General features: G+C 42.0%; 15 protein-coding genes. All 15 read left to right on the plus strand.

From position 1 onward, the window contains the following. The first annotated feature begins 6 nt into the window (after positions 1 to 6). Positions 7 to 426: a methylglyoxal synthase gene (gene mgsA / locus M1D84_RS08660; protein ID WP_024422786.1), complete on the plus strand. Its 420-nt coding sequence runs from the start codon at positions 7 to 9 to the stop codon at positions 424 to 426. Next, entirely contained in the window at positions 413 to 1,117 is a 705-nt protein-coding gene (bshB1, locus tag M1D84_RS08665; protein WP_024422785.1) for a bacillithiol biosynthesis deacetylase BshB1, read from the plus strand. Before mgsA ends, bshB1 begins: the two co-directional genes overlap by 14 nt. A gap of 2 nt (positions 1,118 to 1,119) precedes the next feature. Further along, positions 1,120 to 2,265 (plus strand): N-acetyl-alpha-D-glucosaminyl L-malate synthase BshA, encoded by a 1,146-nt coding sequence (gene bshA / locus M1D84_RS08670; protein ID WP_024422784.1) that lies wholly within the window; start codon positions 1,120 to 1,122, stop codon positions 2,263 to 2,265. After that, positions 2,258 to 3,460: a CCA tRNA nucleotidyltransferase gene (locus M1D84_RS08675; protein WP_458106441.1), complete on the plus strand. Its 1,203-nt coding sequence runs from the start codon at positions 2,258 to 2,260 to the stop codon at positions 3,458 to 3,460. Before bshA ends, M1D84_RS08675 begins: the two co-directional genes overlap by 8 nt. Beyond that, positions 3,433 to 4,416, plus strand: coding sequence for a biotin--[acetyl-CoA-carboxylase] ligase (locus M1D84_RS08680; protein WP_025093069.1), 984 nt, complete (start codon positions 3,433 to 3,435; stop codon positions 4,414 to 4,416). Before M1D84_RS08675 ends, M1D84_RS08680 begins: the two co-directional genes overlap by 28 nt. A gap of 197 nt (positions 4,417 to 4,613) precedes the next feature. Continuing rightward, positions 4,614 to 5,453, plus strand: a complete 840-nt coding sequence (panB, locus tag M1D84_RS08685; RefSeq protein ID WP_103132005.1) for a 3-methyl-2-oxobutanoate hydroxymethyltransferase — start codon at positions 4,614 to 4,616, stop codon at positions 5,451 to 5,453. After that, complete coding sequence (gene panC / locus M1D84_RS08690) at positions 5,450 to 6,316, plus strand: pantoate--beta-alanine ligase (protein ID WP_103132006.1); 867 nt, start codon at positions 5,450 to 5,452, stop codon at positions 6,314 to 6,316. Before panB ends, panC begins: the two co-directional genes overlap by 4 nt. Beyond that, positions 6,309 to 6,692: an aspartate 1-decarboxylase gene (gene panD / locus M1D84_RS08695; RefSeq protein WP_017359738.1), complete on the plus strand. Its 384-nt coding sequence runs from the start codon at positions 6,309 to 6,311 to the stop codon at positions 6,690 to 6,692. Before panC ends, panD begins: the two co-directional genes overlap by 8 nt. A gap of 113 nt (positions 6,693 to 6,805) precedes the next feature. Continuing rightward, positions 6,806 to 9,598 carry an ATP-dependent DNA helicase DinG gene (gene dinG / locus M1D84_RS08700; RefSeq protein ID WP_103132007.1) on the plus strand — a complete coding sequence of 931 codons (2,793 nt, stop codon included), beginning with the start codon at positions 6,806 to 6,808 and terminating at the stop codon, positions 9,596 to 9,598. A 132-nt stretch (positions 9,599 to 9,730) separates the two neighbouring features. Further along, positions 9,731 to 9,901, plus strand: coding sequence for a YpmA family protein (locus M1D84_RS08705; RefSeq protein ID WP_065214698.1), 171 nt, complete (start codon positions 9,731 to 9,733; stop codon positions 9,899 to 9,901). Positions 9,902 to 9,913: 12 nt separating this feature from the next. Further along, positions 9,914 to 10,399 carry a cell wall elongation/penicillin-binding protein regulator TseB gene (gene tseB, locus M1D84_RS08710; RefSeq protein ID WP_024422779.1) on the plus strand — a complete coding sequence of 162 codons (486 nt, stop codon included), beginning with the start codon at positions 9,914 to 9,916 and terminating at the stop codon, positions 10,397 to 10,399. Positions 10,400 to 10,514: 115 nt separating this feature from the next. Next, the gene (gene asnS / locus M1D84_RS08715; RefSeq protein WP_024422778.1) at positions 10,515 to 11,807 is read left to right on the plus strand and encodes an asparagine--tRNA ligase; all 1,293 of its coding nucleotides are present in this window, start codon (positions 10,515 to 10,517) and stop codon (positions 11,805 to 11,807) included. Between the two features lie 99 nt (positions 11,808 to 11,906). Further along, positions 11,907 to 12,611 carry a DnaD domain-containing protein gene (locus M1D84_RS08720; protein WP_024422777.1) on the plus strand — a complete coding sequence of 235 codons (705 nt, stop codon included), beginning with the start codon at positions 11,907 to 11,909 and terminating at the stop codon, positions 12,609 to 12,611. Between the two features lie 17 nt (positions 12,612 to 12,628). After that, positions 12,629 to 13,291 (plus strand): endonuclease III, encoded by a 663-nt coding sequence (gene nth / locus M1D84_RS08725; protein ID WP_024422776.1) that lies wholly within the window; start codon positions 12,629 to 12,631, stop codon positions 13,289 to 13,291. Continuing rightward, entirely contained in the window at positions 13,288 to 13,797 is a 510-nt protein-coding gene (locus M1D84_RS08730; RefSeq protein WP_103132008.1) for a YpoC family protein, read from the plus strand. Before nth ends, M1D84_RS08730 begins: the two co-directional genes overlap by 4 nt. Positions 13,798 to 13,925 lie beyond the last annotated feature (128 nt).

Genomic DNA, 13,925 nt, shown 5'->3' on the forward strand with positions numbered 1-13,925 from the left:
TTCCTGATGAACATTGCTTTAATCGCTCATGATAAGAAAAAAAGTGACATGATTCAGTTTACCACTGCGTACCGTGATATTTTGGCAGATCATACACTTTACGCAACAGGGACAACAGGTTTGAGAGTGAAAGAAGCGACGGGGCTTCCCATTCATCGTTTCCAATCAGGACCACTTGGGGGAGATCAGCAGATCGGTGCTTTAATTGCTGATAATGCAATGGATCTTGTGCTCTTTTTTAGAGACCCGCTAACTGCGCAGCCGCATGAACCGGATGTATCTGCACTCATCCGGCTTTGCGATGTGTATACCATTCCATTAGCCACCAATATGGGAACTGCTGAAATTTTAGTCAGGAATTTAAATAAAGGTACGTTTGATTTTCGAGATGTAGCAAAAAACGGAGGAACAAATGAAACGACTTGATATCCTTGCATTCGGTGCCCATAGCGATGATGTAGAGATCGGAATGGGCGGAACGATTGCAAAATACGTAAAAAAAGGGGCGCGCGTCGGGATTTGCGACTTGACCCAGGCCGAATTATCTTCAAATGGAACAGTAGAGAGCCGCAAAGAAGAAGCAAAAGCCGCCGCCGCTATTTTAGGTGTCAGAGCGAGAATCCAGCTCACACTGCCAGATAGAGGGCTGTATCTAAATGATGAAGCGATGAAGGAAATTGCGGGCGTGATTCGAACTTACAAACCGAAACTGATTTTCGCTCCGTACCACCAAGATCGGCATCCAGATCATGGCCATGCGGGCTCACTTGTAGAAGAGGCCGCTTTTTCTGCAGGTATACATAAATTTGAAGATTCATACAAGCAGCCAGCGCATAAAATAAGCCAAATGTATTATTACATGATTAATGGGCACCATCGTCCAGATTTTGTGATCGATATTTCTGAGGAAATGCACCAAAAAATTGATAGCCTGCATGCGTATAAAAGCCAATTTGTTAAATCGGCAAACTCAGTAGAGACACCTCTTGTGAACGGTTATATTGATTTTGTCAAAATGAGAGAGTCTATGTATGGAAGAGAAGTCAACAAAGCTTATGCAGAAGGGTTTATCACAAAGAAACCACTTTTGTTGGACGATGACTTACTTGGGGGGTAATTATGAAAAAACTGAAGGTCGGAATTACTTGTTATCCAAGTGTCGGCGGCTCAGGCATTATAGCCACGGAGCTTGGAAAACGTTTAGCTGAAAAAGGGCACGATGTTCATTTCATTACCTCTAGCATTCCGTTTAGGCTTAATAAAGTATATCCGAATATTTATTTTCATGAGGTGGATGTGAATCAATATGCAGTTTTTCAATATCCACCTTATGACCTTGCGCTGGCAAGTAAATTGGCAGAAGTCGCAAAACGAGAAAAGCTTGATATTATTCACGCGCATTATGCAGTCCCGCACGCTGTCTGTGCGTTCTTAGCCAAACAAATGACTGGACACTCTGTGAAAGTCGTTACGACGCTTCATGGAACGGATATTACGGTTTTAGGCTATGATCCATCATTAAAAGAAGTGATTCGGTTCGCCATCGAATCATCAGATCGCGTAACAGCGGTGTCGCATTCATTAGCTGCGCAGACATACGATCTCATCAAACCAGATAAAAAGATTGATACGATTCATAATTTTGTAGATGAACGGGTGTATTTGCGTGAAGATCACGATTTGCTAAAGACACATTATGGTCTTTTACCGAACGAAAAGGTCATCATCCATGTATCAAACTTTCGAAAGGTGAAACGGGTGCATGACGTGATTCATGTGTTTCAAAAGATTGCTGAACAGGTGCAGGCAAAGCTGCTGCTCATTGGTGATGGTCCTGAGAAATCGGTTGTATGTGAACTCGTGAAAAAATTAGGACTGACAGACCGCGTGTTGTTTTTAGGCAAGCAAGAGAAGGTTGAGGAGCTATATTCAATAAGTGATTTGAAGCTGCTTCTTTCAGAGAAGGAGAGCTTTGGGCTTGTGCTTCTTGAAGCAATGGCGTGCGGTGTTCCTTGTATCGGTACGGATGTCGGCGGTATTCCAGAGGTCATTACACATGGAGAAACAGGTTTTCTTGTCCCGCTCGGCGATATAGACGGAGCAGCAAAGCACGCAGTGTCTCTGCTGAAAGACGAAGCGCTTCATGAAAAAGTGTCAGCGGCAGCTCAGTCTAGTGTTCAGGCTCATTTCTCCTCTGATAAGATTGTGAGTGAATATGAGAAGCTTTACCTAGAATTGATCGAAGGTGATGATGAAGATGAATGAACCATTCACACATGCGATCCCTATATTACATACACTGCACGAACATGGGCATCAGGCTTACTTTGTCGGCGGAGCGGTGAGAGATGTTCTATTAGGACGGGAAATCGGTGATATCGATATTGCGACAGATGCAACACCTGATAAGGTTGAGTCTTTATTTGAAAAAACAGTAGATGTCGGTAAGGAGCATGGCACTGTCATTGTGTTGCATGATGGTGTCAGCTATGAGGTCACGACGTTTCGAACGGAATCAGAATATGAAGATTTTCGCAGACCGAAAGAAGTGGCGTTTATTACGTCGCTTAAGGAAGATCTTTTAAGAAGAGATTTAACGATTAATGCAATGGCCATGGATATAAATGGAGAAATTATTGATCATGTAGGTGGTAAACAGGATATTAAGCGGAAACGAATTCAAACTGTTGGAGATCCTGCGTGCCGCTTTCAAGAAGATGCGCTTCGCATGATGAGAGCTGTCCGTTTTTTAAGCCAGCTTGGCTTTGAACTCGCTGATGAAACGGCTGAAGCTATGAAAAAGGATAAGCATCTGCTTGCCAACATATCAGTTGAGCGCAAAAAAATTGAAATGGAGAAGCTTTTAAAAGGCCGTCATTGCGAGCAGGCCATTCAAGTGCTCATTTCAACCAAATTATATGAAGAATTGCCAGGTCTTAAAGAGGAGCGTCTTCATGAATCCTTTCAAGCCTTTCCATATTACTTACTGGATGGACTAGAAGAGGTATGGGGGGCTTGCATCCATTTGCTCGGCCTAGATGAAGCGGAGGCTGCGGCCTTATTAAAAGAATGGAAGCTGTCAACCAAGCTTTTGAAAGAAGCAGTAGCCATTAGTAAATACGTTGATTGTGACTGGGATGCGGAAAACATGTTTGAAGCTGGTGAACACGTGCTCTTATCTAGTTTGAAGATCACACAGCTAAAACATGAGCGCCGCATTTTCTTTGATGAGCTGGAGGCAGCGAAACGTTCTTATGATGCACTGCCGATTAAAAAGCTCCAAGACCTCGCTGTTTCAGGAAAAGATTTAATGGCCTTTCGGCAAAAGACGTCTGGGAAATGGATTGCAGAGGAGCTCAATTTTGTGAAAAAAGCCGTTTTGCAAAACCGTTTAGAAAACCGAAAAGAAGCCATAGAGGAGTGGCTTAAAGCATGCGATCCGCAATTAGAAAACGATTAATTGAACTATTTACAGCATCCAGTGAGGATTTTGTCTCAAGTCAGCAGATTTGTGATGAACTTGGCTGCTCCCGAACAGCTGTGTGGAAGCATATGGAGGACTTGCGAAAAGAGGGGTATGAGGTAGAAGCAGTTAGAAGAAAAGGATACCGTCTGCTTCGTAAACCGGACAAAATTAGTGAGGACGAAATTCTGTTTGGTCTGGAAACAGAGAGCTTCGGCAGGCATATTTACTTTCAGAAAGAAGTCGCTTCAACTCAGTTGATTGCCCATGATCTTGTCAATGAAGGTGCGCCCCACGGCACGATCGTTGTCAGCGATCATCAGACAAACGGAAAAGGGCGTCTTCAAAGAACGTGGCATTCACCAAACGGGACAGGCATTTGGATGAGTCTCATTCTCAGGCCTGAAATTCCGCTGCATAAAGCGCCGCAAATGACACTTTTGGCATCTGTAGCCATCGCAGAAGCGATTGCGCAGCAAACAGGACTCAGTCCATCTATTAAATGGCCAAACGATATTTTGTTGAATGGAAAAAAGGTCGTTGGCATTCTGACTGAATTAAAAGCAGAAGCGGACCAGGTTCATGCGGTCATTATTGGACCGGGCATAAATGTGAACCAAACAGCTGATGACTTCCCGGATGACCTAAAGGATGTCGCCACAAGTCTGCGGATGGAACTGAATGAAAAAGTGGATCGTGCTGCACTCATCCAACAGATCATGTCCACTTTTGAAAAAAGATATGATGATTATATGAAGCAAGGATTTGCGCCGATTAAACAATTATGGGAATCGTTTGCGATGACGATCGGTCAACATATTGTTGCCCGCACCGTCAATGGGCAATATACGGGGAAGGCGCTTGGCATCAATGAAGAAGGTGTTTTATTGCTTGAAACGGAGGACGGTATCCAAAAAATCTACTCCGCAGACATTGAGATCAAGTCAACTTGAGTGGAACACCCGGCACATTTTTGATATACTTCGTGTGGGCAGTATCTGCAAAGAACTGTACCTGTTAGGAAGAAAAATTCGATAAATTTCTGCCTTGATCCTAAGGGACTTGGACAGAGGGATGATTCGCCGCACATGAGAAATCAAAGCATGTGATGTGAGGCTAGCCATCTCCTCTCCAGAATGAGGAGGAACAAATGAAGACAAAGCTAGATTTTTTCAAAATGAAAGAACAAAACGAACCTATTGTGATGCTGACCGCATACGACTATCCAGCTGCAAAGCAAGCGGAAAAAGCGGAAGTCGACATGATCTTAGTTGGTGATTCACTTGGGATGGTTGTACTTGGACTAGATTCTACAGTTCAAGTCACGATGGATGATATGATCCATCACACAAAAGCAGTGAAAAGAGGCGCAAAAGACACATTTGTTGTGACTGATATGCCATTTATGTCTTACCATTATTCGTTAGAAGAAACAATGAAAAATGCTGCACGCATCATGCAAGAAAGTGGTGCCGATGCCTTAAAGCTAGAAGGCGGAGACGGAGTATTTGAATCCATTCAAGCTTTAACAAGAGGCGGAATTCCTGTCGTCAGTCATTTAGGCCTCACACCTCAATCAGTTGGTGTACTTGGCGGGTATAAAGTGCAAGGAAAAGACCACGAAAGTGCTCAAAAATTGATTGAAGACAGCTTGAAATGTGAGGAAGCCGGTGCAATCGCTCTTGTGCTGGAATGTGTACCTGGCGAACTGACAAAACGAATTACCGACATGCTGAAGATTCCTGTGATCGGAATTGGTGCAGGAGCTGAGGCAGACGGACAAGTTCTCGTTTACCATGATGTAGTAGGATACGGGGTGTCTAGAACACCTAAGTTTGTGAAACAATACGCGCAAATTGATAATGTTTTAGAAGAAGCGCTCATTCAATATACGAAAGAAGTAAAAGCACGCACATTTCCAGAGGACATGCACACGTTTCATATCAAAGAAGAAGTCCTTGATGGCTTATATGGGGGAATCAAAAAATGAACGTTGTCACCCATATTCACGAGCTAAAAGAATTAATCAAGCAGCATCAAGAAAAACAGCATTCCATCGGCTTTGTCCCAACGATGGGTTTTCTTCATGAAGGACATCTGACGCTTGCGAAAGAGGCAAGAGGTCAAAATGACATTGTCGTGATGAGTATTTTTGTCAATCCTTTGCAATTTGGACCAAATGAAGACTTTGAATCCTATCCAAGGGATATGGAAAGAGACCAGCGTCTGGCAGAAGCAGCAGGGGTGGATATTTTATTTACACCTGATGTGAAGGAAATGTACCAAAATGAACCATCTATTACGATGACGGTTCAAAAGCGGACAGATGTCTTATGCGGAAAAAAACGTCCAGGACATTTTGACGGCGTTGTCACTGTGCTCACAAAGCTGTTTCATCTTGTGTCACCAACAAATGTCTACTTTGGACTAAAGGATGCACAGCAAGTCGCTGTGATCGATGCGATGATCAAGGATTTCTTCTTTGATCTTCACCTTGTATCTGTACCCACAGTCAGAGAAGAAGACGGCTTAGCGAAAAGCTCAAGGAATGTGTACTTGTCAGAAAAAGAAAGACAAGAAGCACCCGCTTTATACCGCGCATTAAAAAAAGGCCGGTCAGCTGTTGAAAAAGGTGAACGTGATGTCAGTCGTGTATATCAGCTGATTGAAGAGGAACTTGTTCAGACGTGCGGAGAAATTGATTATATTGAGATCTATTCTTATCCAGAACTTGAGCCGCTTCAGCAGTTAGCAGGTCAAGTCATTATGGCGGTTGCGGTGAAATTCTCACGGGCAAGACTGATTGATAATGTGATTTTCCATGTTCCTGAAAGCGGTGAAAAACATGTATAGAACCTTTATGACATCTAAGCTTCATAAAGCAACGGTAACAGAAGCAAACTTACATTATGTAGGAAGTATAACAATTGACGAAGATTTACTTGATGCGGCAGGTATGATGGCAAATGAGAAAGTACAAATTGTCAATAATCATAATGGCGCGAGACTTGAAACATATATTATTCCCGGCGAAAGAAAGAGCGGTGTCATTTGTCTAAATGGGGCGGCGGCGAGACTCGTTCAGCCAGGGGATGAAGTCATTATTATCGCTTATGGGATGCTGTCAGAAGAAGAAGCTAAGTCACATACACCAAAAGTGGTCGTGTTAAATAAACAAAATCAAATTGAACAAATGATTGGGCAAGAGCCTGCGAGAACGATTTTATAACGCAGGCTCCGTGGAAACAGAACAGGTTCAGAAGAGAGGCTGTTCTGTTTCATCTATTTTGTCCAGAGCGTGTTTCACTTCAGGGTGAAACGAGGAATTGAGGTGTCCATTTTATGACCGATCAAAGGTTTGTTGTCGTTGATATTGAAACCACCGGGAATTCACCTAAAAAGGGTGATAAAATCATTCAAATAGCTGCGGTGGTCATTGAAAATGGACAAATTGTCGAACGGTATTCAAAATATGTGAACCCGGGAAAAGCAATCCCAGGATTTATTGAACAGCTGACAGGCATTCAGCAGCACATGGTTGACGATGCGGTGTTTTTTGAGGACATTGCCCAAGAGGTGTATGATCTCATACAGGGTGCTTATTTTGTTGCGCACAATGTTCATTTTGACTTGAATTTTTTAAATGATGAACTAAAAGCATGCGGGAAAAATGAGCTGGATGTGCTAGCAATTGATACAGTTGAGATCTCTAGAATTCTTTATCCTGAGCTTGAAGGTTATAAGCTCACTGAATTAAGTGAAGAGCTCATGCTTCCACATGACCACCCGCATAGGGCGGATAGTGATGCGGAAGTTACTGCCATGTTATTTTTAACTTTATTACATCAATTAAAACATACACCGAAAAATGTGCTGAAGCAGCTGCGCAGATTATCCTCTTATCTCCTAAGTGATATAGGACTTTTAATTAAGCAGCTTGAAACAAGCCATGCTAGCCGGGAAGATTCTTTAGTAGAAGTCGGCTCTTTTGCTGTAAAAAATGTCACCAATCCTATCAGCAGGGCGACACATTCAGTAAGTGAAGATGATGAACAGCTGTTTGAGGAAATCAAAAAGAAGCTTCCGCAAACGGTAGAAGGCTATGAGGTAAGAGAAGGCCAGCTTACGATGATGAATAAAGTGAGAGACGTGTTTCATGAAAGAGCCTATGCATTAATTGAAGCGGCGCCGGGTATTGGGAAAACGCTCGCTTACCTCATCCCAGCAGCTCTAGAAGCGAGGAAATCAGGAAAACCTGTCATTATTAGTACATATTCCATACTTTTGCAGCAGCAAATGCTTCAGCGCGATGTGCCGATGTTGAATCAATTGCTCCCGTTTGAGCCTGCTGCCTGTGTATTTAAAGGTCGGGCGCATTATATTTGTTTAGATAAGTTTGAGCATGTGCTTCATGAGGAAGATGATAACTATGATGTCGTCTTAACGAAGGCGCAAATTTTAATGTGGCTCCTTGTAACAGAAACAGGTGATTTATCTGAACTGAATTTACCGTCAGGAGCTGCCAATATAAAAGACCGCATTTCCTGTGTGCATATGCCGTTTACATCGAAAAAGCGCCGTTTTAAAGAGTATTGCTTTTATGAGCGCGCCAAAAAAAGGGCAAGGACAGCTGATTTAATTTTAACGAATCATCGTCTGCTTTTATCACAAACGGAGGCATCGTCTATCTTTCAGCATGCTGACGTATATGTGATAGACGAAGCCCATCAATTTGAGAAAACAGCCAATGAAACACTAGGGGATAGTGCTTCTTATATCCAGCTTCATGCGAAATTAACGCAGCTTGGCTCCTTGCAAGGCGGACTGTTAAAGAAACTGAAAAAGAGATTTCATCATGCAGGGTTACAGACAGACACCTTTATTGAAATGGATGAGTATCTCAATCAGCTTCAAATGGAAAGTGACGCTTTCTTTAGCACCGTTCATTCATTTGTGAAAAGGACAAAACCAAAAGCCGACATCAATCGTCTCATTCATAGAGTACGTCATCATTCAAAGCATGCTCAGTGGAAACGGATTAAAGAAACAGCAAGTAAGCTTTGTTCCTTGTTAATTGCTTGTGAGAAACTGTATGAACAGCAAAAAAATGAGCTTCTTCAAAAAAGTGATCAGCTGACAGAACACTTTGCCTTTGAAGCAGAGGAATACGACCAAGTCATGTCGTTTATGCATACTTTTTGCAGTACACTGTACCGATTTATCTTTGAACCGAAAAACGATGAAACGGTTTGGATTGAAATTGATGCAAAAGGTGCCAAAAACGCAGTCTTTATGCATGCACAGCCGTTAGATACTGGGGAGCTTTTGGCTGATCGTTTCTTTATGAACAAAAAGAGTGTTGTCCTCACATCAGGGACACTCACCATCAATCACCGCTTTGATTATTGCTTGGAACGGTTTGGCCTGCAAGATTTTTACCCTCATCTTGTGCAAATTGATTCACCTTTTGAACTTGAAAAACAGCTTAAGGTCATTGTTCCAGCAGACATGCCGCCGATTACAAACCGTGATGAACGAGATTATGTAAAGCAGGCTGCGCAATATATTAAGGTTATGGAAAAGCAGCAGCATGCAAAAATATTGGTTTTGTTTAATTCACATGAGATGTTAAAAGCAGTCTATGAAGAGCTAAAAACAGAAGGGATGCAGTCAGCGCTTTTTGCTCAAGGTTTGACAGGCGGAAGCCCCGTAAAATTAACGAAAATGTTCAAATTAGCAAAACAAGCCATTTTACTTGGTACGGGTAGTTTTTGGGAAGGTGTTGATTTTCCAGGCTCAGAGCTGACAACGGTCATCATGGCACGTCTTCCGTTCAGGCCGCCTGATTCTCCTCTCATTGAAGCCAAATGTGATGCAGCTAAAAAACAAGGGAAGAATCCGTTTAAAGCCGTCGCTTTACCAGAAGCTGTGTTAACCTTTAAGCAAGGAGCTGGACGCTTGCTGCGCTCTGAAAAAGACATAGGCACATTGCTGATTTTAGACCGCCGAGTGAAAACAGCTTCATATGGAAAACTATTTTTAGAATCACTCCCTCATGCGCCGGTTCACGAGATGTCAAAAGAGTCACTTGAGGCGTATATAGAAAACCTTAACAACGAAAAGCCGCTGTCATAAGCGGCCTTTAGCTGGTGTGGGTTTGGAGTTAATTTATCGTAACGGCTTTTTGTGTTCCGTTGTAAAAATAGTATCGGTTCCCGTGCAGAAAAGTATGACTAACAATATTTACGTACCGAGGAGGAATTAGAATTGGAAAGTAAAATAGAGGTACTTTCAACTGTTCAAATTAAGCATTCAGAAGACCTATACAAAATTGTTGATTTATTGAACAGAACGCTTAAAAGAGAAGATCTCATGTTTGGATTAGCATTAGATCAAGAAGACCAAAATCAAGCGGTATTTACGATATATCGCACATAGGGGAAGCTTGACATGAAAAAAATAGTCTGGATTATTTCATCTGTAGTGGCTCTCGTTCTGCTTATTGGCATCATCAGCTTTACGTGGATTTATCAAATTGCCATGGGACAAAGAGAACAAGGGCATGAAGCAGCGATCGAACGAGCAAAAGAACAAGCAAACATCGTACAAGTGGAGCAAGTGGAAACCTTTGTCGGGAAAGAAAAACAATTTATTGTTGAAGGGAAAAACAAACAGAACGAAACGACCTACGTTTGGGTTCCTGCCAGCAAAAAAGAAAAAGTGATCGCAAAAAAAGCAAAAGAAGGCATTACCTCGAATCAAGCAGTACAAGCCGTTCAAAAGGAGAACACGGTCTCTAAGCTAAAAGAAGTCAAATTAGCGAGAGAAGGTGACGTACTTCTTTGGGAAGTGACATATTTAAATGAAAACAATCAATATAGCTTCAGCTATGTCGACTTCTCGACAGGACACGTGGAAAAAAATTTAACACCGTAGTTTCTCCTGTCTTGCGTTGACCATGCTGATTTAGAACGGTTATAATAAAATGTATGAAAAAAGATTCACACCTGCCAAATAGGTGAGTTTCTTTCTGGCTTTGGAGGGAATTATGTTGAAAACAACGATTAATCAAGTGTTCAAACACGTCGATCAAGAAGTAACCATCGGCGCATGGATTGCCAATAAACGTTCAAGCGGAAAAATTGCATTTTTGCAGCTGCGTGACGGGACAGGCTTTATTCAAGGAGTCGTAGTAAAAGCAGAAGTGGAAGAGGAAGTCTTTAAGCTTGCGAAATCAGTCACTCAAGAAACATCTGTCTATGTGACAGGTCAAGTGACAAAAGATGAGCGTTCACCGCTAGGTTTTGAATTGCAAGTGAAATCCATTGAAGTGATTCATGAAGCGACAGATTATCCAATTACACCAAAAGAGCATGGAACAGAATTCTTAATGGATCACCGTCATTTATGGCTTCGTTCTAAAAAACAGCATGCCATTATGAAAATCCGTAACGAAATTATTCGTGCTACATATGAATACTTCCATCAAGAAGGTTTCGTGAAAGTAGATCCGCCAATTCTAACTGGAAGTGCACCTGAAGGCACAACGGAACTGTTTGCTACGAAATATTTTGATGAAGATGCATACCTTTCTCAAAGTGGCCAGCTTTACATGGAAGCTGCAGCAATGGCACTCGGAAAAGTATTCTCATTTGGCCCAACATTTAGAGCTGAAAAATCTAAAACAAAACGTCATTTAATTGAGTTTTGGATGATCGAGCCGGAGATGGCTTTTGTCGAATTCAATGAAAACCTTGAGTATCAAGAAAATTATGTGACTCATGTTGTTCAAAGTGTACTTGAAAACTGTAAAGTGGAGCTGCAAACATTAGGCCGTGATACAGCAAAATTAGAAAATATCAAAGCACCATTCCCGCGCATCACTTACGATGAAGCGATTAAATTCTTGCAGGAAAAAGGCTTTGATGATATCGAATGGGGAGATGACTTCGGAGCGCCTCACGAAACTGCGATCGCCGAAAGCTATGATAAACCAGTGTTTATCACTCATTACCCAACATCATTAAAACCGTTTTATATGCAGCCAGCACCGGATCGTGAAGATGTTGTCCTTTGTGCAGACTTGATTGCACCAGAAGGCTACGGAGAGATTATTGGCGGTTCTGAGCGTGTTCATGATTTAGAGCTTCTTGAAGCAAGATTGAAAGAACATGGGCTTGATCAGGAAACTTACAAATGGTATACAGAATTAAGACAATACGGTTCTGTACCGCATTCAGGTTTTGGTCTTGGACTTGAACGTACAGTTGCTTGGATTAGCGGAGCGCCGCATGTGCGTGAAACCATTCCTTTCCCAAGATTATTAAACCGTTTATACCCTTAAGACGTGAAAGCCTCCAACAAATGGAGGCTTTTTCAAACGTCTTTTTAGAGAGGCACGTGAAATAAAACGTGATATACTTAAAGTGAAGAGGTGTATCCGATGAATAGGCAGCAATTTATTAATATGCAGCAAATGGGGTCGACAAGTTTGCCTAATTTGCTGATTGCTCATTATGAGCAGTTAGGACTGAATGAATCACAGATGATGGTGATGCTCAAAATTAAAATGAATGAAGAACAAGGCGTTTTCTTTCAAACATTTGAAGAGCTTTCTCAAGGCATGACCATTTCAGCGGAAGAGTGCGCGTATATGGTTCAGCATCTGATTCAAAAAGGATTTATCTCGATTCAGCCATTTGAAGACAGGTCTGGTATTCAGCATGACCGTTACTCAGTAGAACCTTTATGGGGCGTGCTGTATGACTTTTTAGAAACAAAACAGGCGAAAGAAGTTCAAAAACAGCAGGTGCAGGCTGAAAAATCTTTATATGCTTTATTTGAAGATGAATTCGGCAGACCGCTGTCACCCCTTGAAGGAGAAACACTTTCGATCTGGATGGATCAAGACCATCATGATGCTGAGATGATACGGCTAGCACTAAGAGAAGCCGTTTTATCAGGGAAATTAAATTTCCGTTATATTGATCGAATTTTATTTGAGTGGAAAAAGAAAGGGCTGAAAACAGCGAAAGAAGCAAAAGAACATAGCCAGCACTTCCGTTCTCAGCAGAAAACGCCACCTTCAAACGAAGAGACGTCCACTTATAAACGACAAGTTCCTTTTTATAATTGGCTGGAACAATAACCAATAAAGGAGAAGGCATGTTATCAAAAAAACAAATCAATGAGTGTTTAGATATTATAGGAGATATGTTTCCAGAGGCTGAGTGTGAGCTTGTTCATGCCAATCCATTTGAGCTTGTGATTGCTGTTGCGCTCTCAGCTCAATGTACGGACGTGCTTGTAAACAAGGTCACCAAAACGTTATTTCAAAAATATAAAACACCAGAAGACTATTTAAGTGTACCGCTTGAAGAACTACAGCAAGATATTCGATCGATTGGTCTTTATCGAAATAAGGCTAAAAACATTCAAAAGTTGAGCAAAATGCTGATTGAAGAATATGGCGGTGAAGTACCAAAGGACCGGGACGAGCTTGTTAAGCTTCCTGGGGTTGGCCGGAAAACAGCAAATGTCGTCGTTTCAGTCGCTTTTGGGGTACCGGCAATAGCAGTAGATACACATGTAGAACGAGTCAGCAAACGTCTCGGCATCTGCCGCTGGAAGGATTCTGTGCTTGAAGTAGAGCAAACCTTGATGAAAAAGGTGCCAAAAGAAGATTGGTCTGTGACGCATCACCGTCTGATCTTTTTTGGGAGATATCATTGTAAGGCGCAGCGGCCGCAGTGCGAATCGTGTCCACTTCTTGATATGTGCAGAGAAGGGCAGAAGAGGCTGAAAAAAGGATTGGTGAAGCTGGCATGAGCGGGGCAGCTGTTTTCATCTCATATGTCGAAAAGCTAAAAGAAAAAAAGGTAGAGATTAAAGGTGATCGAGTAGATATACTGAGAGCCAATCCGCTCGCATATGATCTATCTTTAGAAGTTTTAACAGACGAGCTTCCATGGCAGGAAACGGAAGAATTTGTTCCTGTGATGTTTGAGCTATGGGACGAATTAAAAGAAAAAATGCTTCCTCGTTTCCAAACAAGAAAATCCCGCTGTGAAGAAGATGATATGTTGCAAGGAATCGTCAGTATGATTGCGATGTTTTACTGGATCAAAGGGGAGAGTGTCCAAACGTTTGAATGGGAACATATCAAGCAAGAGACATTTCCTGTTGCTCCGATTAATTGGACGGAACGTTTAGAGTTCATTTTGCTAAAACCAACTCAATATCACTGCTTTATTCAATTGGACGAGCTATACACGGAATTAAAAAAGCAGTATGGAAAATATGAAGCATTAAAAAAAATCAGACAGCAGCGTTAAAAAAAGCACTTGCCAAGGAGGCAAGTGCTTTCAAGCGTGTAGACAAACCCTCGCATTCGTTGTCAGTCCTGCGCTCCGGTACTCACGAATGTTAAATTCGCTCCGCTCCGATGCTCGTCCTTCCTAGA

Source organism: Bacillus sp. PK5-006, assembly GCF_054161415.1.

What these genes read in the sequence shown, in the direction of transcription:
- panD (WP_017359738.1), top strand. Translation starts at nt 6,309, where the DNA reads ATGTATAGAACCTTTATGACATCTAAGCTTCATAAAGCAACGGTAACA.
- mgsA (WP_024422786.1), top strand. Translation starts at nt 7, where the DNA reads ATGAACATTGCTTTAATCGCTCATGATAAGAAAAAAAGTGACATGATT.
- tseB (WP_024422779.1), top strand. Translation starts at nt 9,914, where the DNA reads ATGAAAAAAATAGTCTGGATTATTTCATCTGTAGTGGCTCTCGTTCTG.
- bshA (WP_024422784.1), top strand. Translation starts at nt 1,120, where the DNA reads ATGAAAAAACTGAAGGTCGGAATTACTTGTTATCCAAGTGTCGGCGGC.
- nth (WP_024422776.1), top strand. Translation starts at nt 12,629, where the DNA reads ATGTTATCAAAAAAACAAATCAATGAGTGTTTAGATATTATAGGAGAT.
- M1D84_RS08730 (WP_103132008.1), top strand. Translation starts at nt 13,288, where the DNA reads ATGAGCGGGGCAGCTGTTTTCATCTCATATGTCGAAAAGCTAAAAGAA.
- panC (WP_103132006.1), top strand. Translation starts at nt 5,450, where the DNA reads ATGAACGTTGTCACCCATATTCACGAGCTAAAAGAATTAATCAAGCAG.
- M1D84_RS08675 (WP_458106441.1), top strand. Translation starts at nt 2,258, where the DNA reads ATGAATGAACCATTCACACATGCGATCCCTATATTACATACACTGCAC.
- panB (WP_103132005.1), top strand. Translation starts at nt 4,614, where the DNA reads ATGAAGACAAAGCTAGATTTTTTCAAAATGAAAGAACAAAACGAACCT.
- dinG (WP_103132007.1), top strand. Translation starts at nt 6,806, where the DNA reads ATGACCGATCAAAGGTTTGTTGTCGTTGATATTGAAACCACCGGGAAT.
- bshB1 (WP_024422785.1), top strand. Translation starts at nt 413, where the DNA reads ATGAAACGACTTGATATCCTTGCATTCGGTGCCCATAGCGATGATGTA.
- M1D84_RS08720 (WP_024422777.1), top strand. Translation starts at nt 11,907, where the DNA reads ATGAATAGGCAGCAATTTATTAATATGCAGCAAATGGGGTCGACAAGT.
- M1D84_RS08680 (WP_025093069.1), top strand. Translation starts at nt 3,433, where the DNA reads ATGCGATCCGCAATTAGAAAACGATTAATTGAACTATTTACAGCATCC.